This is a genomic window from Colwellia psychrerythraea, assembly GCF_000764185.1.
Classification (GTDB): Bacteria; Pseudomonadota; Gammaproteobacteria; order Enterobacterales; family Alteromonadaceae; genus Colwellia; species Colwellia psychrerythraea_B.
Genome location: NZ_JQEC01000042.1, coordinates 217783 through 241266 on the forward strand (window position 1 = coordinate 217783; position 23484 = coordinate 241266).

A 23484-nucleotide genomic window follows, 5' to 3' on the forward strand; every position below is an offset into this window, starting at 1 on the left:
TTATTCTCCTGACTCTTTGTTACTTGCCATTTGAGTTTCACTTTTCTCAGCTTCAACATCTTTTTCTTCCTGTTGGCTTTCATTACTTATTAAGGCTAGTTTCATGCCATCAACAGGATAATCAAGTGCAGAGACAATCAATTGATCACCATCAGCCAAACCGTTAGCAACCACAACATGGCTGCCTTGCTGGCGAACAATATCAATGGTTACATAATTTAATTTTGACTCACTATCTAGGATAGCAACTTTACCATTGACCACTAAGTAACGAGGTACTAGGCTTGCTTGGCTGATGGTATAGCCCATGATTTTTGCATTGACATAACTACCAAAACGTAACGGTGCATTGCTGCTTTTATTTGAACTATTTAACAGATAAGGGTCGTTAATTTCAGCAACTAAATAACTCATGCGGCTTTTGTTATCGATAACACCTTCACTACGCGCTATTTTGGCTTGCCATTGGGTGTCTTTTCCGGCATAAGTGCCAATGAGATTAACTTGGGCATTAACACCGGCTTTAGCGGATTTAGTTTTAACTAAGAATGCTAATTGGTTATCAGCAACAGGCAAGCGAATTTCTGCAATTGCGGTAGCCAATACATGACCAATTTTACTGCCGATACCAACAAATGAGCCTAAACCAACATTACGACTATCAATCATGGCATCATATGGTGCGCGAATTTCTGTGCGCTCTAAATTACGCTCGGCACGTAAAATAGAGGCTTGAGCAGCTTTCACTCGTGCTAACTCTTGCGCTAATTGTGGTTTACGTAAACTTAGCTCTGTCGGTGAGCTGTTTTCAATTTGTCTCCATTCACGCTCAGCCACTTTACCTTGAGCAACTTCTTTTTCTAAAGCGGCACGTGCCGTAGCCATTGAGGCTTGTGCATCAATAAGCGCGGCATGATAATCACTTGGATCAATACGTGCTAAAAGCTGATCTTTTTTGACAAAGCCACCACGAACAAAAACATCATTCAATTCAACAATTTCACCATTAACTTGCGCAATTAATTCGGTTTCATATTTAGGTTTGACCATGCCGTAAGAGTTTACTTCTAGGGTCATTGGTGCAACTGAGATGTTTTCAACTGCGACGATAGGAGTATTATCAACTTTCTCTTTTTCTTCTGGTGGTTTTTTCATACTAGAAAATATTGCCATGGCAGCAATGCCCGTAGCTAAGATAACAATAGGTATAATAATTTGTTTTTTAGTGGCCACTTTTAATCCCTTTCTCTCTAAAAGTTTGATGTTTTTTTATTTGCTCTAATGCTTTATTGCTGGCAAATTTATCTGTATTTTATCCCGTTAGAATAACTAATTTTTAATTACAAATATTAACAAAGATGTAACGCAGTATTACAAGATATAAGCCAATGTAAAAAACATGATAATAAAACAGCTACCACCAATTAATAACCACTATTTTTCAATAGCTTACATAAATAGTCATCTTTAATGAACTTATCATGATTTTTTAAACGCCATAATGAAATTATTATCATTTAGTTTATCTCACCATTTTAATGTCATTTTCATATTCGTTTTGTCAAATTAACCACTTATCAATTGTCATCAGCACTATTGAAATCCTTGGGTATCCCTCTGAGAATGCGTTACAATACGGTAAATTTATCCCACGGCACTTCCCATGACAGACTCTCAAGTAACACCCCAAGCAACTATTGGTAAATTCAATCAGCTTACTATTGTCGCTATGACAGACCAAGGCGCTTATGTAGATGGTGGTGACTTGGGTGAAATCTTACTGCCTAAACGTTACCTACCAGAAAATTGCCAAGTCGGTTTGAGTATTAAGGTATTTCTTTATGCTGATTCTGCCGACAGACTTGTTGCTACAACTACCACGCCACTGGCACAAGTGGGTGAGTTTGTTTCGTTGAAAGTTATCCAAGTAAATAAAATGGGCGCCTTTCTAGATTGGGGTTTACCAAAAGATTTATTAGTACCTTATAACCAGCAACACACCGCAATGGAAGTGGGTAAGTATTACTTAGTTAGAGTTTTTCTCGACCAAACAACAGACCGTATTGCTGCTTCAAGTAAATTAGATAAATTTATTGATATTTGGCCGGCAGAATACCAGCAAGGTGATAAAGTAAATCTCATCATTGGTGGTAAAACAGATTTAGGTTTTAAAGCCATTGTTAACGATCTGCATTGGGGTCTACTTTACGATAATGAAATTTTTCAGCACCTTCGTGTTGGCAAAAAAATTCCTGCCTACATTAAACAAGTACGTGAAGATGGCCGTTTAGATCTTATCTTATCGCGTGGTAGTAAAAACAAAGTTAATGATTTTGCTGATAAATTATTAGCACATATCGCCGATCGTGGCGGTATCAGCCCATTAAATGATAAAAGTTCACCTGAGTTGATTCAAAGAACGTTAGGGGTGAGTAAAAAAACCTTTAAAGCAACCGTGGGTAATTTATTGAAAAAAGGTAAGATTGCCATCGTTAAAGAAGGCATTAAGTTAATTTAACTTATCGAAGTAAAGCTAAACTCACCTAATTATCTAAAAAAAGAGCTTATAACCATGTTATAAGCTCTTTTTTATATTCACTCTAAAGATTCTAGAACAGTAATACCAATTCCAATAAGTTTTTTCCACTCAGCGAGAGTTAAAAGTATTAGAGGCAGGCCATTGATTGTTGAGAATGGTTATTCTGGAGAATATGCCCCTTCATTCTCTAAGACGCTACCTCCATGTAGCGTCCTTATTAAAACTGCATATAAGTCTTTTAAACTCGCCCTTTGGGAACTAAATTAATAAGCTTGGTATAAGTTAAAGCTCTATAGCTATCCCCACTAAGCTTGTTTAGTAAAATTTAAAAACTACCTCGAATACCAAGACTAAAGTTACGCCCTGGTAGCGGCGCTACTTCTTTTAAAAAAGATGAGTGTACCCTAGCATGCTCATTGGTGAGGTTTTGTCCTTTCAAATACAAAGTTAAATCATCGCCGACACCAGCAATATAATAATTCACATGGGCATCGACCATCGTATAGCTATCAGTGCTCGTCTCTAATTCGGCAATATCCTCTTGCTCAAAGTAATGGCTGATACTTAGTTCTGTATCAAATTTATCTGCTTGATAGTTCATTATAGCGCCAATACGCATAGGTGGAATTCGTGGCAAGTTATCATTTTCATCTTCATTGACTAGACGAGCTCGGATATAGTCAGCGATTAAACTGGTTTTAACTGCCGATGTCACTTGATAAATAAACTCAGCTTCAGCGCCATACATTTCAACATCATCTTGTTGATACACTAATATTGGTAAGCCTGATTCATCTTCATTTTGATCTGTATGTGCATGACCGTGATCATCGACAAAAAACAAACCAGTATCTTGCTGATAATAGTAATTATCGATACGATTATAAAAGGCACTAACAACATAACCAAAATCGCCATTAAACTTACGTAATGTCAGATCAAAATTAAGCGATGTCTCAACGCTAGGAGCTTGTTCAGCTAACTCTATATGAATTTCATCACCTTCTTGATGAACATCAAACATTGCCCCCACTTCAAAGGTATTTGTGCCTATATGTGGGCCAAATGAAAACAACTCCCCCGAAGAAGCTGCACGTTGTGACAATGCCATTGAAAACCCTAAGTTATAACCTGACTGGTAATCCCACACCAAGCCAGCCGACGCACTAATAGGAGTAAATGATTGTTGCTCAAACGATATTAAAGTTTCATGATGTTCATTATGTATCGGCGCGTTATGTAATCCATGCTGGTCTTGATGGGAATCTTCAAAACCAATTAAACTGTCATCAGCATCTATATTAACTTGCTCTATCCTAGCCCCTAATTGTAATAACACTGGGCCAAAATGTTTCTCTTCTAGCCAAGCAGCTGCGAACATTTCTGATTTAGCGGGTGGTGAGAAAGCCTCTTCACCCATTGCTTTAAAGTCTGATGATTTATAATGCAGTGTCCAAGCCCCTTGCCAACCATAAGTATTTTGGTGGAACAGATCTATACGTGCTTCTGTACTTTTGTTGGTAAAAGTAGTTCCAACCAGCCCTGACTCAATCTCTTGATGTTGATAATCACTATATGCAAATTTTGTCGATACTTTACTGATAAATTGCTGATCAAAATTATACTCACCTAGTACCTGCCACCTATCTTGCTGCATTTTTGCATAAACGCCTTCTTGTTCATCATCGCCAGCAGTTAAATTCGAGTGTTCATCGTCATGCTCTTCTGCATGGCTATGGCCAGGAATACCGTATTCTCTGTTCATAAAACCATAAGAAAAACCAATAAAACCATTTTCAAGCAAGTAACTTGAACCAAATGTGGCACCGCTGGCAGTAGATGAACTATTTTCTAAACGTTTTTTTCCGTGTTCATTATGTCCCTCATCCGAATGTTCAGAGTGTTCTTCTCCATGAGAGTCAGCCTCTCCTGCAAGTTTATAATCTTTAGAATCACGCCAAAAACCATCTAAATGAAAAGCAACATTATCTGTACCTGTTTGGATATTTATTGAAGCCTGTTGTTCATTGGATACATCGTTATATTGTAACAAATAATCTACTTGTTCATCACTACTGGTTGGTACGCGATTATCAACCACATTAACCACACCACCGATAGCACCACTACCGTAAAAGAGTGTTGCGGGGCCTCTAAGCACTTCTATTTGAGTTGCAGTACTCGTTTCTGTAGCGACCACATGATCAGGTCCAACACGCGAAGCGTCACCAACATCTAAGCCATTTTGAGTAATGAGCACTCTAGGTCCATCTAAACCTCTAATTATTGGTGTACTGGCAACTGACCCGTAATAACTTGAATGTACACCGACTTCATTTTTTAAAGTTTCACCTAATGTCGCCGCTTGTTTCATTTTCAATTCATCGGCACTAAGTACATTAATTGGCAACGCTGATTCTATTGACGAGGTATGTAACGGAGTGGCATGCACATCGATCACCTCCATTACCGATGTCGACAACACGATATTTAAGTCGGTGACATCGGTATTTTGAATAATAACTTGCTGATTACTATGGCCATAATTCTTAGCACTAATATGAAGTTCAAAGACACCTTCTTTGACATTACTAAAACTAAATATTCCCTGTGAATTTGAGCGACTTGTTTGTAAATCACTACCTAATTCAACAAGGGCATTTTTAATTGCTTGTCCTTGTTTGTTTAGCACAACCCCTGATACCTGTTGGGCAAAAGTACTAGGGCTAAAACATAATGCAGTGGCAAGTGTAGAGAGAGCACCGGCGTTGATAATTCTTTTAAGGGGAGACTTTACTTGAGCATTAATACTCTTTTGAGAGACATAAAAAGACATAACTAATTTCCGAAAATAGATGGGGATACTGCTCAAGCAACAAATTTTATTTGCAGACAAAGAAGCAGCTAATATGAAGAGTTACTTATATAAATAAGTACTTCACAAACAAAAAACACAATGAAAAGACTAAAGAAAGCTTGGAGGTGCTCTTAACTGAGGGGAAATATAAGCAGGGGAAACAAGTGCTAGGTCAACAATTTGAACTTTATCAATATTGGCCATGCCAACAGATACAGGATAAAGCCCGATAGAGTTAGGGGGCGTATCAATACCTTGTTGACATAAATGACAATCATGCTGTTCAAAGGTTGAAAACACCTCAAACTCAACTTGAGTATAATGCTCACTATGGGCAAAAAAAGTAGCACAGAAAAGCAGAAGTGTTAAAACACTCTGCCTAATTTGTCTATTTCTAATCTTACGTTGAGATAATACATTGCCCATAACTGTTATAGTATAACACTACAAAAATAACTTCAATCACTACCTTTGTTAAGAATTGAGATCTTTAGTCGGACTATGTGAACAAATTTAGAAGAATGTATACAAACAACTAACGAAACAACATTGCTACGCTATACTTTGTGCAGTTAAGCATTTACTACTTTTAGATTAGATAGTTATGCAATTATTAACACAAGGATATTTTATGGCCCCTTTTATTAGCTCATCATCAAATATTGCCTGTTCGGTAAAATGTAAACGAATATTATTGCTAATTCCACTTATGGTCATGACACTACCTAGTTATGGCGAGAGTTTTACTGCAAAACGCACAGGACAAGGCTTTACTGGCTTAACCCAAGACTTTACTTCATCTTTGAGTAATCCTGCGTTACTGACAAAATTTGATAATGATAATGATGATGTTTTCTTCTCATTAAATGTAGGCATTATGGCATCTGATAAATATGATGTTGTTGATACTGCCGAAGATATTAGTGACAACCTTGATAAGTTAGCCGATGACATTAACGGCATTCAGTCTCAAAATTTCCAATCGTTAGACCAAGCCCAAAGTTATTATCAAGATTTAAATCAACAAGTGGATGCCATTATTACTGACTTTAAGGAAATCGATGGAAAGATAGTTAAGGTCCGTAATGGCTTGAACTTCCAAGTTCTCATTCCCAACCAATATTTAAGTATAGGTTTTTTCACCAATCAATATGGACGCATTGGCGGTGTAATGGACTACAGTGAAGGCGATGAAAAGATACTAAATGATGCAATTTTAACGGGTGACTTAGACTTAAATAACCTTCAATCAGCCACTACAGCAGTGGGTTACTCAATTGCCGAAGCAGGTGTTATGGCCGCTTATCCAGCAATTACACACACTAGTTACGATTTAAGTATTGGTGCTAAATTAAAATATCAACGCGTAGATCTTTATTATAACAGTGTAAAAATTAGTGACTTTGACGATGATGATTTTGAAATTACTAATGACGAAAATATTACTAATGAAAATGGTACTAACGTCGATTTAGGGCTATATATTGCTTGGGGTGCAGAACGTCAATGGCATGCAGCTCTGGTTAGCAATAATTTGATCAAACAAACCGTGCATCATGTTGAGCAAGATATTACTTTTACTTTAGAAAACAGTATTAGTTTTGGCCTTAGTTACCAAAACAATTGGCTGAGTTTGGCTACCGATATAGATCTTACAGATCGTGAGCAATTTGCTTCCTTAGAACCATCAAAATATGCCGGTGTTGGTGCTGAGTTTCGTTTTTATGACCATATTCAATTCCGATTAGGTTATCGCACTGACTTAAACGATGTTGATGACGATATTTACACCGCCGGTATTGGTGTATCTCCTTGGGATGTTTTCGCAGTTGATATTGCTGCTTTCACCGGAGATAACGATACTCTTGGTGCTGCATTGCAGCTTAGTTTAAAGATATGACCTGCTGAATAGGCAATATAAATATACTCTCTGAAACTGTATTCATAGGAATGCAGTATTAGTGAGCTAGTGTACATCCTGTATTGCTCACTCCTAGATATTCCTATCTCCGCGAGCTACCGTACATCCTGTATTGCTCACTCTTAGATATCCCTATCTCCGCGAGCTACCGTACATCCTGTACATAATAAAAAAGCAGCTATTGATGTTATTCAATAGCTGCTTTTTTATTATGTATCTAAGACTTCATTGAAGATTTCTTTATGTACTATAAGTCAAAGTCATAAAAACTAAAGCTTAAAGTAATTAGAAAATACCTTATATAATTCAGTCCCCTGATTAACACTAGCGGAAGCAAAATGTAAAATGGGAATTACTTCTTGCTCAAGTGATACATTATGTAACGCTTCGCCATCACCATAGTTATCCATGCGAAGAATTCGAGCTAAAGGCTCTCCAGCAGCCAAGGGCTTACCAAACTCAGCAAGGTAATCTACCATACCACCCATAGGAGAATATAAGGCTTTATAATCTTTCAGGTAACACGCGTATCGAGTCATTTTTTGTGGTTGATATTTTTTGTTACTAATAACACCCTGATATTGTAAATAAGATAAAATTCCCAGCGCATCTTGCTTGGCGACATCCAAGTCTATTTGCTCTTGCGAACCCAATTCGACGGTAAAGCTTTCTCGCTTAAAAGCCCCTTGACCCATGATAAAGTTTCGCCCCAGAGCTTGATAAGCTTGCTGCAAGCTCCACCATGGACAAAAAGTGGCTTCATCCATAGCGCCGTCAAAGTCATTACCAATGAATATTGTATGCTCAATATCAAAATATTTTGCGCTTTCCTTTACATATTCAGGGCAATATAAGTGCTTACTTGAAATTGGACCTGTGTGTAAGTCTAAAACGATATCAGCTTGATGGGCGAGTCGTTGTAATTGATAAGCAATGCGTTGTCCCGTAGTTATACCCCAAGTATTGTGTTCCAGTTTTTTCTCAATAGCTGTAACCAAGAATTCTTGAAATTTATTTTTTATTTCATCTTCACTGGCATCTAAATATTGCTGAGCAAAAGGTTCTATAACACTTTGGTCAAAATGATACATACGATTCCAATTAACCCCGGTAATAGGGTCAAAACGACCTAAGGTATACTCGCCATTTTTATGATTGCAAGCTACTGGGTTGGCATAAGGTACTAAGGTAATATCTCCTTTTAAGTCACAATGCTGTAACAATTCAAGCAGCTGAAAAATAACCGCATTACCTTGTACTTCCGCACCATGCATATTTGCCTGTATGTAAACATTAGGACCAGAACTATGTTCTGTTTTAAAAGTGTAAACGGGCACTGTTAACTTAGCGCCACTGGCCATTTCGCCAACAGGCATAATTTCTTTGATAAATTTATTCATCGCCATTCCTTAACTATTTTTTTACTATGCCAAATAAGATGAAGCAGGCAGAGATTTTCTAACCTGAGTTAGTCTGCCATTTTGATAAACATACTCAGCCGCTAGTTCATGACACAAGAAAAACGGCATGCTTTCTGTAAAGCCATAAGCACCGCAATAACCAAAGACTAACTGCTCACCAACAGCAATATCGCTTGGTAAATCTAAATGCCCGAGTTTATCCATGCTAGTACATAAAGGACCATGAAGATCAAAAGCCTGCATATTGGTATTTTCAGTGGAAAAACCTTCACGTAGTATTTGTACCGGAAAGGGTTGTTCGGTAATTGCTGGACGTAGTAAATGATTGATACCTGCGGCTAACACCAACTGCTCTTGATCATAATTCATTTTCCTATCAACTACTGGTACAACGTAATAGCCACACTCAGCAACAGCAAAGCGACCAAGCTCAAGCCATAACTCTTTAACACCCGATTCTTCTTTAATAACAGCTAAATCTTCAATTACTTTAGACCAAGACAAGGTTTGCCCTTCAGCTAAGTAATCAATACCTAGGCCACCACCTAAATCCAGAACATCTAGAGTCATACCGATACTTTTTGCTAAATCAGTTAAAGGAGGAACCATTTGCGACCACAGTGAAAACATTTTTTCATTGCTCAGCATGTTACCCCATTGGAAAATATGCAAACCACAAAGGTTTAGCGCGGGAAAGCTATCAACATGGATTTTTTGCCACTCAGAAACAGAGAGACCAAAAGGGGTTAAGCTATTCCCCCCTAATGGATTTTTCTCACCTTCATGCCATTGCAGCTGTACCCGAAGTAATACTTTAGGCTTCACAAGAGCGCCTGATCTCTGCTCTTGTTCAAGCACAACTTCTTGCAACCAGTTCAACTGATTTAGGCTTTCAACAACAAAGGTATTAACGCCTTGTTTTACAAAGGCAGTTAACTGCTTTTTCGACTTGGCGGGTCCGGTATTTAAGATACGACTTGGATCCACGCCTTGAGCCAACACTTGTGTTAATTCACCAGAGCTTGCTACATCAAAATCAAAACCTGCACCGTCTAAAGTTTGAATAACTTTTGAAAGTGGATTGGCTTTAACCGCAAACCACAGCTTAATAACATCTTGCTGCTGCAATTTAGCTAAATGCTCTTTAAGTGCGTCAAGTTGATAAACAAAATAGCCCTGTTCATCTTCTGGAGATTTATGATTGATTAGGGCATTTTCAATTGTGGTGTCAAACCAAGTCGGTGTTGTCATTATTAATGTTCTTTTAATCTGAATAATTCAATCAATTGATTATATTAATTAGTCATCTTTAAGCTGTATGGTTCAAACTAAAGAAAAAAGCACGGAGTTGATGACTATCAATGAGTACTTTTGACGTATAGGTTGGACTAAACAGCGACAGGGTGATCTATTAACGCAGGATTGATTCTAGTTCTAATGAAGCGTCACTTTTCTCATCACGATACTTAACAATAAGTGCACAGGCCATGCTTAAACCTTGTGCTTGCGCCCACTCACCTTTAACTGGACGAGTGCCAGGTACTACAACCGCACGTTCAGGTATTTCAGCACCTTTTTCACGCATGACTTGGTTTACACAATCGTAAACTGGCACTGATTTAGAAAGCGATACGCCCGGTGCTAATACCGCACCTTTTTTAACAACAATACCTTCAACTACAACAACCCCTGCACTTAAGAAAGCATCATCCTCAATAATTACTGGGCTGGCGCCAACAGGCTCAAGTACACCACCAATTTGCACTGCTGCTGATACATGAACATTTTTACCTATTTGTGCACATGAACCAATTAAAGCATGGCTATCAACCATAGTACCGGTATCAACAAATGCGCCAACATTTATATAAGCTGGTGGCATGATGATCACGCCTTCAGCAACATAAGCTCCCGCACGTACAGATGAACCACCAGGTACTAAACGAACACCGTCTTGTGGCGAAAACTGACGAGCAGGTAAGTTATGCTTATCAACAAAACCTTGATAATTATTCTCAAAAGCGACATTTTTTCCGGCTTTAAAAGCAGCTAATATGCCTTGTTTCACTTCAATATTGGCATGCCAGTTACCTGCTTCATCTTGGTTTGCTGCTCGTAAACTACCTGATTCTAACTGTGCTATTACTTCTTGCCAGTTCATTTGCTACTCCGCTTATCTGATATAAAAAATTTATAGGAAAATAATGAGTACTGAGTGGCATTTACAGGCATACGAAAGCACACTTGATTAATAAAACTCAATACATAGTGCGGAGGACTGGGCAATTACAAAGAAGAGCATAATATCAGCGGGGCTGGCATTTTGGCTAATATGCAAAGGCCAGAAGCTCCCCACTTAAACAACCAACTAGGTTGCTGTTCAAAGTGACAGTTGTTGGGATTCAGCCCACTACTTTACATCACTAAAAAATATAGATATAAAGTAAACAACCGATAAACAGCCAATCAAATAGCCACTTATCTCGGCGTTAATCCCCCTCATTACCATCTACAGAGTTTGATCTCTGCTTTTGACTGTATTAAAAAACACCATACAAACAAAACAATGGTAATTACCTGGTTAACGCTCCTCTTCTGGCCCTATTAAAATTTAATGCTTAGTTGACTAACCATTAAACTGGAATTAGGGACACCTACTATTTAAGCATTTTTTTTACCTTGGTACAATTAACTTACGGTAAATAACGCTATTCCCTTATACTTATTTACCGTAGAATATAACCATTATTCTTTTCTATTTATTACTCTATGTCTTTGTCAAATCCTAGCCAAGTTTTATTACGTAATAGTGAATTACTCGTTGCTAAAACACCATTATTCATTAACTTACCTGAGGATGGTTTCATTGATGCCTATCTTGAACTTTATAAGCCAAATAGCATTAATTGCTTTAATAATAACTTTATTGATTATCAGGCAATTATTAACAAACATCGCCAAACAGCCACTCAAAATGTTCAGGCAATATTTTCCAGTACTTACCAAACAAAGATTTATCATGACTTAGTAATCATCACTTTTCCCAAGAGCAAAGCTGAACTTAACTTCACTCTCGCTATGATTGCCCATTGCATAGATGTAACAACAAAGATATTACTGGTTGGCGAGAAGAAAGGCGGTATTCAGTCAGCTCCTAAATTAACAAAAGACCTACTGAGTTGTTGCCAAAAAGCCGATGCTGCGCGCCACTGTTTGCTTTTTGCAGGCTTATTTCAGCCAGAAAAGTTATCAATAGTTTTCAACTTACAAGATTGGTTTAAAAAATATAAAATTACTGTTGAAGGCATTGAACTGACTATTGCTTCTTTACCTGGTGTTTTCAGCCAGAAAAAACTTGATACTGGCACGGCATTATTATTAGGTAACTTACCCGAAAAGATGTCTGGCAAAGTACTAGATTTTGGTTGTGGCGCTGGCGTGATAAGTTGCTTTATTGGTAAAAAATTCACTGCTATAAATTTATCGTTACTCGATGTGAGTGCTTTAGCGCTAACGTCTGCACAAGAGAGTTTAGCTTTAAACGGTTTATTAGGTCAGGTATTCCCTTCCAATAGCTTGTCTGATGTTAACGAACAGTATCAATACGTTGTTTCAAACCCACCTTTTCATCAAGGCGTTAAAACTCATTACCAAGCTAGTGAAGAGTTTTTGGCCGGAATAAATAAAAAACTTAGTAAGAGAGGCAATATTACCATTGTCGCTAACAGTTTTTTACGTTACCAACCAATCATGCAAGCTCATATTGGCGATACTCGCGTGATAACGAAAGAACAAGGGTTTACTATTTACCAAGCTCAGCTATCATCAAAGTAATATAAGTGTTATTTATTGGATACTATGCCCCAAAAAAATCAAACCGTTTCACTGCATAACCACCTAGTTCTAAGTATAATGGCGTTTAGCACGGTTGTTTTACTTATGGCTTCGATAACCATAATTATTATGGTTGATAAACATGGTGATAAAACCATTGCCAGTGAAACTCGTGCCTGGGCAAATATACTCGCCCAAAATAGCACTCGATTTCTAGAAAGTGACAATGATATTAGCCAAGTTAAATTAAAAGAAGAGCTGAAACAATTAATCACCACACCCATCATCAACCATATACATGTCTATAGATTAAATGAAGATGACAGTATAGAGTATTTCACTAGTTATAATAGAAACCACAGATTTCCAGCAATTAGTAATAAAATTGCCGAAATCCCACAATTAAGTACCATTCAATACCAAAAGAATCATCTTGAACTTATCGTTAAAGTTACCCAAGATGAAAAAGTTTTAGGTTATTTATTTATACAATCGAGTCTACTTGAAAAGCATGATTTCCTTCAAAAACTGATTTACACCACGCTGGCTTTTTTACTTTTATCTTTACTCCTTGCTTTTGCCGTTTCCAGATGGATTTTTAGCAAAACAACTCAACCCATGTTTAAGTTAGCTGAAGATATTGGGCAAATATCTCAAAGTAGAAATTATCAGGCACAATTAGCCAAACAGCCTTATAAAGAACTCGATATTTTAACTAAAAATATTAATTTATTGTTACTTCGAACTGAGAAGCATATTAATAAGTTTACTGAGGAGCATGAACATACCCAGTATCAAAACCAAGCCTTAGAGAACCGGCTTAGTGCCAGAACAGATGCCTTAAAAGAGTCTAATCAAGAACTTTTATCAACGCTAGAGAAGTTGCATGAATTTCAGGGGCAATTAGTCGAAACAGAAAAGATGGCTTCGCTTGGTGATATGGTCGCGGGTATTGCCCACGAAGTAAATACCCCAATAGGTTTAGGTGTAACGGCTTCAAGCTTATTGGCTGATAAAATGAATGAAATTAAAGTTGCTTTCGATAATAAAACTTTGAAATCAAGTCAGCTTAAGAAGTTTTTAACTGATGGCGATGAAAACGTTGCGATAATTTTTCGTAACTTAGAGCGTGCAGCTAAGTTAATATCTAGCTTTAAAAAAGTAGCGGTTGACCAATCAAGTGCTGAAAATCGCACTTTTCATGTCAGAGGCTTGTTAGACGAGGTTTTATTAACGCTGGCAGGAAAACTTGAATCAGCTAATGTTGCTATATCAGTGAGCTGCCCTGAAGAGTTATATATTAACAGTAAGCCTGGTGCTATCACTCAAATTTTAATAAATCTAATCTTAAATTCAATTTACCATGCTTTTGAGGGGCTTGAATATGGTAAGATCAGTATCAACGTTATGAATTTAAGTGACCAATTGCATATACATTACAGTGATGATGGTATTGGTATTGATGAGTCAATTAAAACCAAAATCTTTGATCCTTTCACCACAACCAAACGTGGCAGTGGTGGCAGTGGACTAGGTATGCATTTAGTCTATAACTTAGTGACTCAAGCGTTGGGTGGTCATATTGTTCTTGAAGAAGAGCAAAGCCAAGGTGTAATTTTTGATATTACCTTCCCGGTAGAGTTAACAACAAGTTAAATAATAGCGTTTAAAAATTGTTTTTTCATTTCCACTTGACTAAAATAGTTAAATACTTGTAAATAGTTAAATAATTGCAAATAAATCATATAAGTTCCACCCATTAAAATAACAATATCAATAGCCATTAAAATATTAGGTAAATTCCAATATGCAAACTTATCAAATCTTAGTTGTCGAAGATGAAGACGTCACCCGCTTTAATTTACGTAATTTATTTGAAGCTGAAGGTTACGCTGTTTTCGAAGCTGTTGATGGCGATAGCATGGCTGAACAGCTCAAATTAAACACTATCAATCTAGTCATTATGGATATAAACCTACCTGGAAAAAATGGTTTGTTACTGGCTAGAGAGTTAACGGCAAATAAAGACTTGGGTTTGATATTCCTGACCGGTCGGGACAGTGACATTGATAAAATACTGGGTTTGGAGATTGGTGCTGATGATTATTTAACTAAACCTTTTAATCCACGTGAGTTAACAATTCGAGCACGTAATATTTTAAGCCGCATTGGTCAAACAAACGCCGAGCCGGTACAAAGTATAGTGAGCTTCAATCAATGGACTTTGGACGGTAACTCTAGGCAGATGACTAGTCCAGATGGTAAAGTTACTGCCATTCCTCGCGGGGAATATAGAGCATTAAGTTTACTGATAAAAAATGCAGGGAAAATAATTTCTCGCCAAGAGTTAATTAAAGAAATGACCGGTAGAGATTTACGCGCTAATGACCGTACTGTCGATGTCACCATAAGACGACTCCGTAAACATTTTGAATCAAATCAGAATACACCAGAGCTTATTAATACCATTCATGGTGAAGGTTATCGCTTTGTTGGTACGTTAGATTAATCTCTGTAGCAGCCCATAACGTCAATAGTTAAAAAAGGGCTGCTAATATTTTGCATCATATACAAATATTGTTTAACAATAATCACATACCTTCCAACCACTGCTTAAAAGCAAAAACCCCTTGTTCATTCATTAGCTTTAGTTCTGTTAACATAAGCAATTTCTTCTGCTGCGTCGCAGTAGTATTTTCTAAAAGCTTTAAGTGACCGTGCAATTGCTGCATACCAACACTTGCTGCAGCACCTTTCATTTTATGACAATGCTCTTGCCAAGCAGATTGAGAGTCATTACATTGAGCACTTTCAATATCGTTAAGATAAATCCTCGCTTGTTGACAATATAAAGTGAACATCTGTTCAACGATAGCTTTACCTAAGCTGTCTAAATAACCTTGCAGTAATTCTAAATCTAAGTAAGGACTTGGTTGCTTAGCTTCCACAGACACACCTTTAAGGAAAAACAAAGAATACCTCTATATTAGCGCAGTAATAAAAGCCAAACAAACATATTGAAAAATAGATGTAAAAATAGTCTGCCTGTATGTTTTTTATCTATAGAGCAACAACAATAATGATTACCATTAAAAAATAAGCTAGAATGTGCGCCCTTATATCTACTCTTCGTCTTTATTTCAAGAAACCCTCGAAGATTAGTTAATAACTATCGTTTTAAAATGGAGTCGAAATGACGACATCAATGCCAGATATCGCCAATCATACAACAGCTCAAACCGAAGGTACCCTCGATTGGGTCGGCATGAGCAACATTGAAATGCCTATTATGGTTGCCTCAAAAGGCGAAAGCGATCGTATGGTCTCGGCTCATATTGATGCTTTTGTTAACTTAAAAGATGCACAAGCTAAAGGTATTCATATGTCACGCCTTTATTTGCTTATTGATGACTTATCTACCAGCAATGTACTTAACTATCAAAGTTTAGTGAGCCTGCTTGATGGTTTTATTAGTAGCCATAAAGAATTAAGTGATCAAGCGAAGGTTCAATTTAGCTTTGATTATCATTTACGCAGAAAGTCATTAGTTAGCGGAAAAGAAGGCTGGAAGGCCTACCCAGTAATACTCACTGGTAACCGAAATAAAGGTCAGCTTATTATTGAGTTAACCATCGATGTACCCTACTCATCAACATGTCCTTGTTCTGCAGCACTCGCTAGACAATTAATACAACAAGCTTTTCAGAATAAGTTTGCTAAACAGAGTGAATTGGCAATAAACGATGTTCATGATTGGCTTGGCACTACAGAGGGTATAGTCGCTACGCCACATTCTCAACGTTCTGTTGCTGAAGTAAAGGTAAAGCTGAACGAAAATATTAATGACTTTCCTATCACAGAGTTAGTTGACATAATTGAGGGCTCTTTGAAAACACCAGTGCAAGCTGCTGTTAAACGTGAAGATGAACAAGAGTTTGCTCGTCTTAATGGTCAGAACTTGATGTTTTGTGAAGACGCCGCACGTCGTTTACAACACAGTATGAATCAAGCAGGTCATTTTGATGACTTTTGGCTACGCATCAACCATTTAGAATCACTACATGCTCATGACGCTGTTAGTGTCACTACTAAAGGTATTGAAGGTGGATATTTGCCTTAGTTATAACCTATATTGTAGTAATGTTAAAAGCCAATAGTGACATCACTATCGGCTTTTTTTCATTTATTGTTTCTTATTTAAATGAAAAAAAGTAATGCAACCCCATACTTTGAATAAATACTGAATATTCACTCATCATATAAAACCCTCTAAAATGTGCTTTTATTTCATAATTTTTCACTATATGAAACATAACGCATATTATAAAAAAAACAACCCCATAAAAAACAATTACTTAAAATAATTACGTTTCATTATCTGGTTACATAACCGTACAAAACTGTAAATTAATTACGAGCAAAAGCTCTATTTTAATTGACGTTTGGCCAATAACTGAGTAATGTTCAAGGTCCACTTACTTAATAAGAGGAGTATTTATGCATTTTTTCCATGCCTTTATTCTTTTTTGTCTGTCCTGTGAGTAAGTTGGCTTATTATTAGGAGAAAAACATGCAGCTTTATGATCATAGCGTCCAAAAAGACAACTGTGGTTTCGGTTTAATTGCCCATCAACATGGCGAAACCAGTCACAAACTAATTAAGACCGCTATTTCCGCTTTAGATCGTATGCAACATCGTGGCGGTATCGCCAGTGATGGAAAAACGGGTGATGGCTGTGGCTTATTATTACAAAAACCAGACAGCTTTTTTCGCGCCGTAGCCGCAGACAATAACTGGAAGCTAGGTAAAAAATATGCAGTAGGCATGATCTTCCTAAGCAGGGATCCAATTGAAGCTGCACTTTGTAAAAAAGTATTAGAAGAAGAGTTAGCCAATGAAAGTTTAACCTTAGTAGGCTGGCGTACAGTACCTGTGGATACCTCTGTGTTAGGTGAAATAGCCCAAGGCAACTTACCTAATATTGAACAAATATTTGTCGATGCACCTCCAGGATGGCGTAACCGTGATTTAGAACGTCGCTTATATATGGCACGTCGTCGCGCTGAAAAACGTATTACCGACGAAACGTTTTATGTGGCTAGCTTATCTTGCTTAGTTACTATCTATAAAGGTCTAATGATGCCAAAAGATTTGGCAAACTTTTACTTAGATCTGGCAGATATTCGCATGCAAAGCGCTATTTGTGTTTTCCATCAGCGTTTTTCTACCAATACCTCTCCAGAATGGCACTTAGCTCAACCGTTCCGCTATTTAGCACATAATGGTGAAATTAATACCATCAACGGTAATCGCCAATGGGCACGTGCACGTACCTATCGCTTTAAATCACCGTTATTACCTGATTTACAAGATGCCGCACCTTTTGTTGGCCAAAGCGGCTCAGACTCATCGTCATTAGATAATATGCTTGAGCTATTTTTAGCCGGTGGCATGGATTTATACCGTGCTATGCGTTTATTAATGCCACCAGCATGGCAAAACAGTCCATTAATGGACGATGACTTACGCGCTTTCTATGAGTTCAACTCTATGCACATGGAGCCGTGGGATGGTCCTGCTGGCGTAGTGATGACCAATGGTCGCCATGTTGCTTGTAACTTAGATAGAAACGGCCTACGTCCGGCTCGCTATGTTATCACTCGTAATGGTTTTATTACCTTAGCCTCCGAAGTAGGTATTTGGGATTATGGCGAAGATGAAGTAGTAGAAAAAGGACGTGTAGGCCCAGGTGAAATGCTCTCCATTGATACATATACCGGTAAAATATTTAACAGCGCAGACATAGATAATGACTTAAAAGAACGTCATCCTTACCGTGAATGGTTAGACAAAAACATTCGTCGCTTAGTGCCGTTTGATGAACTCGAAGCGAATTTAATTGGTCAACGCATATTTACTGATGCAGAAATGGCTCAGTATCACAAAATGTTTAATTACAGTTATGAAGAAATTCAGCAAGTGATTAAAACATTGGCTGAAAATGGTCAAGAAGCAACAGGGTCAATGGGTGATGATACCCCTATGGCGGTGTTATCAAGTAAAACTCGTACCTTGTATGATTATTTCCGTCAGCAATTTGCTCAAGTGACTAATCCGCCAATTGATCCGTTGCGTGAGCGTTATGTGATGTCACTTGGCACCTGTATTGGCCGTGAACATAATGTCTTTAATGAAACTTCAGGTCATGCTGACCGTATGTTGTTCTCAACACCGGTACTTATGTATACCGGTTTAAAACAACTGCGTGAGTTAGATCCTGAGCATTATCGCTCTGATACCTTAAGCCTTAATTATGATAACGAAGAAGGTTTAGAAACGGCAATTATTCGCTTATGTGACCAAGCTGAAGACTTAGTACGCAATAAAAACACGGTGATATTGGTATTATCTGATAGATATATTCAACCTGGGCTATTAGTGGTACCTGCTGCTATGGCTGTTGGCGCAATACAAAAACGTTTAGTTGATCAGCAATTACGTTGTGACTCAAATATTATTGTCGAAACCGCTTCAGTGCGCGATTCGCATCAGTTTGCCGTATTATTAGGTTTAGGCGCTACTGCAATTTATCCTTACCTAGCTTTTGAAACTATTGAACAACTAGTTGAGCAAGGGCAGATAAAACTCAGTGCCCGTGACGCTATTGTTAGCTACCGTGAAGGCATTAATAAAGGTTTATTGAAAATACTCTCTAAGATGGGTATTTCAACCATAGCCAGTTACCGCTGTGCCGGTTTATTTGAAATAATTGGCTTAAATGACGACATTATGCAGCTTTGTTTTAGTGACTTGCCAAGTCGCATCAAGGGTGCAGATTTCAGCGATATCCAACAAGACGGAGTTAACTTAGCTCGTAAGGCCTTTTTACCACATCAAAAAATGACTCATGGCGGCTTATTAAAATACGTGCATGATGGTGAATATCACGCCTTCAACCCTGATGTAGTCAACTACTTACAACGTGCTGTGCAAACAGGCGATTATAGCGATTACCGCAAATATGCCGATGAAGTTGACCAACGTCCTATTGCAACTATTCGTGATTTATTAAAGTTAAAAGATGACTGTGAAGCCATCGATCTTAATCAAGTTGAACCCGAAAGCGAAATGTTTAAACGTTTTGATAGTGCCGCAATGTCCATTGGCGCTTTGAGCCCAGAAGCGCATGAAGCGCTTGCTATTGCTATGAACCGTTTAGGCGGAAGCTCAAATTCTGGTGAAGGTGGTGAAGATGAACGTCGTTTTGGCACGGTAAAAAATTCTCGTATCAAACAAATTGCTTCCGGTCGTTTTGGTGTTACCCCACATTACCTAGTGAATGCTGACGTATTGCAAATTAAAGTTGCCCAGGGCGCAAAGCCTGGTGAAGGTGGACAATTACCTGGTGATAAAGTTTCGCCATTAATTGCTAAGTTACGTTACTCAGTGCCTGGAGTAACCCTAATTTCTCCGCCGCCACATCACGATATTTATTCAATTGAAGATTTAGCACAGCTAATTTTCGACTTAAAACAGGTAAATCCAAAGGCAGTTATTTCAGTTAAATTAGTATCAGGTCCTGGTGTAGGTACTATTGCTGCTGGTGTTGCCAAAGCTTATGCTGATTTTATTACCATTTCAGGTTATGACGGCGGTACAGCTGCTAGCCCATTAACTTCGGTAAAATATGCCGGTTGTCCATGGGAGTTAGGCTTAGCTGAAGCTCAACAAGCACTTGTGACTAATGGCTTACGCCATAAAGTTCGCTTGCAAGTTGATGGCGGCTTAAAAACGGGGACTGATATTGTTAAAGCCGCTATTTTAGGCGCAGAAAGCTTTGGTTTTGGTACTGCACCTATGGTGGCCTTGGGTTGTAAGTTCTTACGTATTTGTCATTTAAATAACTGTGCTACGGGTGTTGCCACTCAAGATCAAGTATTACGTGATGAGTTCTTTAAAGGCTTGCCTGAGCAAGTAATGAATTACTTTAAATTTATTGCTCGCGATGTACGTGAAATCTTAGCCCGTTTAGGTGTTGAAAACTTAACGGCTCTAATTGGTCGCGTTGATTTATTAACGCAGGTTGATGGCCTGACTTCTAAGCAAAGTAAGCTAGATTTATCACCAATAATTGCGCCAGTCATTGCTGGTGAGAATACCGCTTTACACCAAACTGAAGAAAACACCGCTTTTGATGAAGGTGAATTGAATAAGAAGATCCTGAGCGTAGCAAGTGATGCCGTTGCACATAGTAAAGGTGGCGAATATAGGTTTAACATTCAAAACACTGACCGCTCAGTGGGTGCAATGCTTTCCGGTGAAATTGCTCGTCAACATGGCGATCAAGGCATGGCTGTAGCACCTATTACTGTGCACTTATCAGGTACTGCTGGACAAAGTTTCGGTGTATGGAATGCCGGCGGTTTGAACTTAACACTCACCGGTGATGCTAACGATTATGTTGGTAAAGGTATGGCTGGCGGACGCATAATAGTTAAACCCCCCGTTGGTGTTGAATACGTTAGTCATGAAACCATGATTATGGGCAATACCTGTTTATATGGCGCTACCGGCGGAAAATTATACGCTTCGGGTCGTGCTGGTGAGCGTTTTGCCGTACGTAACTCCGGCTGTCATGCCGTAGTTGAGGGTACTGGCGATCATGCTTGTGAATATATGACAGGTGGTATAGTAACCATTATTGGTGATATCGGCGTTAACTTTGGTGCTGGTATGACGGGTGGTTTCGCTTATGTACTAGACGAAAAGGGCGATTTAGATATTCGCCTTAATAAAGAATCCATTGAAATGTTAGAAATTGGCGATTTAGCCATTCATCAAGAGCATTTACGCGGCATAATTAATCAACACTTTGAAGAGACTGGCAGCTTACGTGCGCAAGAAATTCTACAAAACTTTGATAAGTTTTCGCCATTATTTAAATTAATCAAACCTAGTGCTACTGATGTAAAGACCTTGTTAGGTCATCGTAGTCGTTCAAGTGCAGAGTTGCGTATACAAGCGCAATAGTTGTCACGGTTGTAAAGAATAGGTTAAATAGAGGAATTAAATAATGAGTAAGAATGTTTATCAATTTATTGATGTAAAACGTATCGACCCCGCAAAAAAGTCGATTGAAGAGCGTAAAATTAACTTTGTTGAAATTTATCAACCGCTAGGCAATGAACAAAGTGAAGGTCAAGCCGATCGTTGTTTAGACTGTGGTAACCCTTATTGTGAATGGAAGTGCCCAGTACATAACTATATTCCACAATGGTTGGAATTAGTGACTGAAGGTCGCATCTTTGAAGCAGCAGATTTATGTCATGAAACCAATAGTTTGCCCGAAATGTGTGGTCGTGTTTGTCCACAAGACAGATTATGTGAATCAGCCTGTACCTTAAACGATGAGTTTGGCGCAGTAACAATTGGTAATATTGAAAAGCATATTACTGACACTGCCATAGCCCAAGGCTGGAAGCCTGATTTATCTCATGTTGTCAAAACAGGTAAACGCGTTGCGGTTATTGGCGCTGGTCCTGCAGGTATAGCTTGTGCTGACGTACTAACTCGGAACGGTGTTGATGTTGTTGTTTATGACAGACATGCACAAATTGGTGGCTTATTAACCTTTGGCATCCCTTCCTTTAAGTTAGAAAAAGATGTTATTCAGACTCGCCGTGAAATTTTAGAAGGCATGGGCATTGAATTTCGCTTGAATACCAATGTCGGCACAGATATCAGCTTCCAAGACATTAGCGATGAATATGATGCTGTGTTTTTGGCTCTGGGTACTTATAAAGACATGAGTGGTGGTTTTGATAATGAAGCAGCACCAGGTGTTTATAGTGCCTTAGATTTCCTTATCGGTAATACCCAAAATCTAATGGGCATAACTGAGGCTGAAAGTAACCAAGTAAAACCTTATGTAAATTTCGAAGGCAAAAAGGTTGTTGTTTTAGGTGGTGGTGATACTGCCATGGATTGCGTGCGTACCTCTATTCGCCAAGATGCGACCAAGGTTACTTGTGCATATCGTCGTGATAAAGCCAATATGCCAGGCTCACCACGCGAAGTACAAAATGCTAGTGAAGAAGGTGTTAACTTTGAGTTTAATATTCAACCGCTTGATATTGCCATAAACGAACAAGGCCAAACCATTGGGGTGAGATTTGTCAAAACTCAGCTAAGCGCCCCAGATGTCAACGGTCGACGTAATCCAGAGCCTATTGAAGGTAGTGAGTTTGTTATGGAAGCCGATGCAGTAGTTATCGCCTTTGGTTTCTTACCAAGCCCGCCCAAATGGATGGTAGATGCTGGCGTAGAATTAGATTCTCGTGGCCGTGTTGTTGCGGTTGCTAGCTCTGACTTTGCCCTGCAAACAAGCAAACAAAATGTCTTTGCCGGTGGTGATATGGTACTCGGCTCTGACTTAGTCGTAACTGCCATTGATCAAGGCCGAAAAGCAGCCATGGGTATATTAGATTTTGTAATGACTAAATAAAAACAAGTTTATTTATAACAGATCAAATCATTTACTTACTGCATTATATCCAGCTAGAGCCTTAAACACATATTGTGTGTAAGGCTTTACTAACTTCGATAAGAAGCATTACTAATAGAGCTAATAAAATCACTTGGCTTGAGACCACTCCAGCGCCTAAAAGAACGACAGAAGGCTGATGCGCTTGAAAAGCCTAAAGCATAAGCAATACTACTCGTTGACTCGTCTTTTTTTAATAATAATTTTTTTGATTTTTCAAAGCGAACCTGATCATAAATTAATTGATAATTACAATTTTCTTTTTTTAAGCGTCTCTTTAAAGTACTCGCACTAACATGTAGATCATCGGCTATATTTTCCAATGTAGGCCATGTTTTTTGAGTGTTTTTATTAAGTAGGTAATAAGT

16 protein-coding genes and 1 riboswitch are annotated in these 23484 nt (G+C 38.2%); of the genes, 8 read left to right on the forward strand and 8 right to left on the reverse strand.

Features of this window, described 5'->3' with window-relative positions; all coding sequences use genetic code 11:
* Complete coding sequence (locus GAB14E_RS07695; RefSeq protein ID WP_033083124.1) at positions 1-1233, reverse strand: efflux RND transporter periplasmic adaptor subunit; 1233 nt, start codon at positions 1231-1233, stop codon at positions 1-3.
* 430 nt (positions 1234-1663) lie between these two features.
* Here GAB14E_RS07695 and GAB14E_RS07690 point away from each other — a divergent pair, with 430 nt between their 5' ends.
* Complete coding sequence (locus GAB14E_RS07690; protein ID WP_033083125.1) at positions 1664-2518, forward strand: CvfB family protein; 855 nt, start codon at positions 1664-1666, stop codon at positions 2516-2518.
* A gap of 346 nt (positions 2519-2864) precedes the next feature.
* Here the strand turns inward: GAB14E_RS07690 and GAB14E_RS07685 are convergent, their stop codons facing one another.
* Positions 2865-5375: a TonB-dependent receptor gene (locus tag GAB14E_RS07685; protein WP_033083126.1), complete on the reverse strand. Its 2511-nt coding sequence runs from the start codon at positions 5373-5375 to the stop codon at positions 2865-2867.
* 129 nt (positions 5376-5504) lie between these two features.
* Complete coding sequence (locus tag GAB14E_RS07680) at positions 5505-5822, reverse strand: hypothetical protein (protein WP_052093821.1); 318 nt, start codon at positions 5820-5822, stop codon at positions 5505-5507.
* 205 nt (positions 5823-6027) lie between these two features.
* Between GAB14E_RS07680 and traF the strand changes: the two genes are divergently transcribed.
* Positions 6028-7296 carry a conjugal transfer protein TraF gene (gene traF / locus GAB14E_RS07675; protein WP_033083128.1) on the forward strand — a complete coding sequence of 423 codons (1269 nt, stop codon included), beginning with the start codon at positions 6028-6030 and terminating at the stop codon, positions 7294-7296.
* Positions 7297-7586: 290 nt separating this feature from the next.
* Here traF and GAB14E_RS07670 read toward each other — a convergent pair whose 3' ends face one another.
* From GAB14E_RS07670 to GAB14E_RS07660, 3 genes are all read right to left on the reverse strand, one after another.
* Complete coding sequence (locus tag GAB14E_RS07670) at positions 7587-8717, reverse strand: succinylglutamate desuccinylase/aspartoacylase family protein (protein WP_033083129.1); 1131 nt, start codon at positions 8715-8717, stop codon at positions 7587-7589.
* 24 nt (positions 8718-8741) lie between these two features.
* Positions 8742-9989 carry a PLP-dependent decarboxylase gene (locus GAB14E_RS07665; protein WP_033083130.1) on the reverse strand — a complete coding sequence of 416 codons (1248 nt, stop codon included), beginning with the start codon at positions 9987-9989 and terminating at the stop codon, positions 8742-8744.
* A gap of 160 nt (positions 9990-10149) precedes the next feature.
* Positions 10150-10899, reverse strand: coding sequence for a 2,3,4,5-tetrahydropyridine-2,6-dicarboxylate N-succinyltransferase (locus GAB14E_RS07660; protein WP_033083131.1), 750 nt, complete (start codon positions 10897-10899; stop codon positions 10150-10152).
* 176 nt (positions 10900-11075) lie between these two features.
* A riboswitch (Lysine riboswitch) is annotated at positions 11076-11341 on the reverse strand.
* Between the two features lie 166 nt (positions 11342-11507).
* On the opposite strand from GAB14E_RS07660, the gene GAB14E_RS07655 reads away from it, so the two are divergent.
* From GAB14E_RS07655 to arcA, 3 genes are all read left to right on the forward strand, one after another.
* Positions 11508-12572, forward strand: coding sequence for a methyltransferase (locus GAB14E_RS07655; RefSeq protein WP_033083132.1), 1065 nt, complete (start codon positions 11508-11510; stop codon positions 12570-12572).
* A gap of 24 nt (positions 12573-12596) precedes the next feature.
* Entirely contained in the window at positions 12597-14228 is a 1632-nt protein-coding gene (locus GAB14E_RS07650; protein ID WP_033083175.1) for a sensor histidine kinase, read from the forward strand.
* A 151-nt stretch (positions 14229-14379) separates the two neighbouring features.
* The gene (gene arcA / locus GAB14E_RS07645; protein WP_033083133.1) at positions 14380-15081 is read left to right on the forward strand and encodes a two-component system response regulator ArcA; all 702 of its coding nucleotides are present in this window, start codon (positions 14380-14382) and stop codon (positions 15079-15081) included.
* Positions 15082-15163: 82 nt separating this feature from the next.
* Here the strand turns inward: arcA and GAB14E_RS07640 are convergent, their stop codons facing one another.
* Positions 15164-15520 (reverse strand): Hpt domain-containing protein, encoded by a 357-nt coding sequence (locus GAB14E_RS07640; protein ID WP_231562074.1) that lies wholly within the window; start codon positions 15518-15520, stop codon positions 15164-15166.
* A gap of 245 nt (positions 15521-15765) precedes the next feature.
* On the opposite strand from GAB14E_RS07640, the gene folE2 reads away from it, so the two are divergent.
* The 3 genes from folE2 to GAB14E_RS07625 all read left to right on the forward strand — a co-directional run bounded on the left by folE2 (position 15766) and on the right by GAB14E_RS07625 (position 23077).
* Positions 15766-16692, forward strand: coding sequence for a GTP cyclohydrolase FolE2 (gene folE2, locus GAB14E_RS07635; RefSeq protein WP_033083134.1), 927 nt, complete (start codon positions 15766-15768; stop codon positions 16690-16692).
* Between the two features lie 450 nt (positions 16693-17142).
* The gene (gene gltB, locus GAB14E_RS07630) at positions 17143-21603 is read left to right on the forward strand and encodes a glutamate synthase large subunit (RefSeq protein WP_033083135.1); all 4461 of its coding nucleotides are present in this window, start codon (positions 17143-17145) and stop codon (positions 21601-21603) included.
* A 43-nt stretch (positions 21604-21646) separates the two neighbouring features.
* A complete protein-coding gene (locus GAB14E_RS07625) occupies positions 21647-23077 on the forward strand; it encodes an FAD-dependent oxidoreductase (protein WP_033083136.1) in 1431 nt (476 codons plus the stop codon).
* Positions 23078-23166: 89 nt separating this feature from the next.
* Here the strand turns inward: GAB14E_RS07625 and GAB14E_RS07620 are convergent.
* The coding region (locus tag GAB14E_RS07620; protein WP_033083137.1) for a helix-turn-helix domain-containing protein at positions 23167-23484 on the reverse strand (318 nt) is incomplete at its 5' end.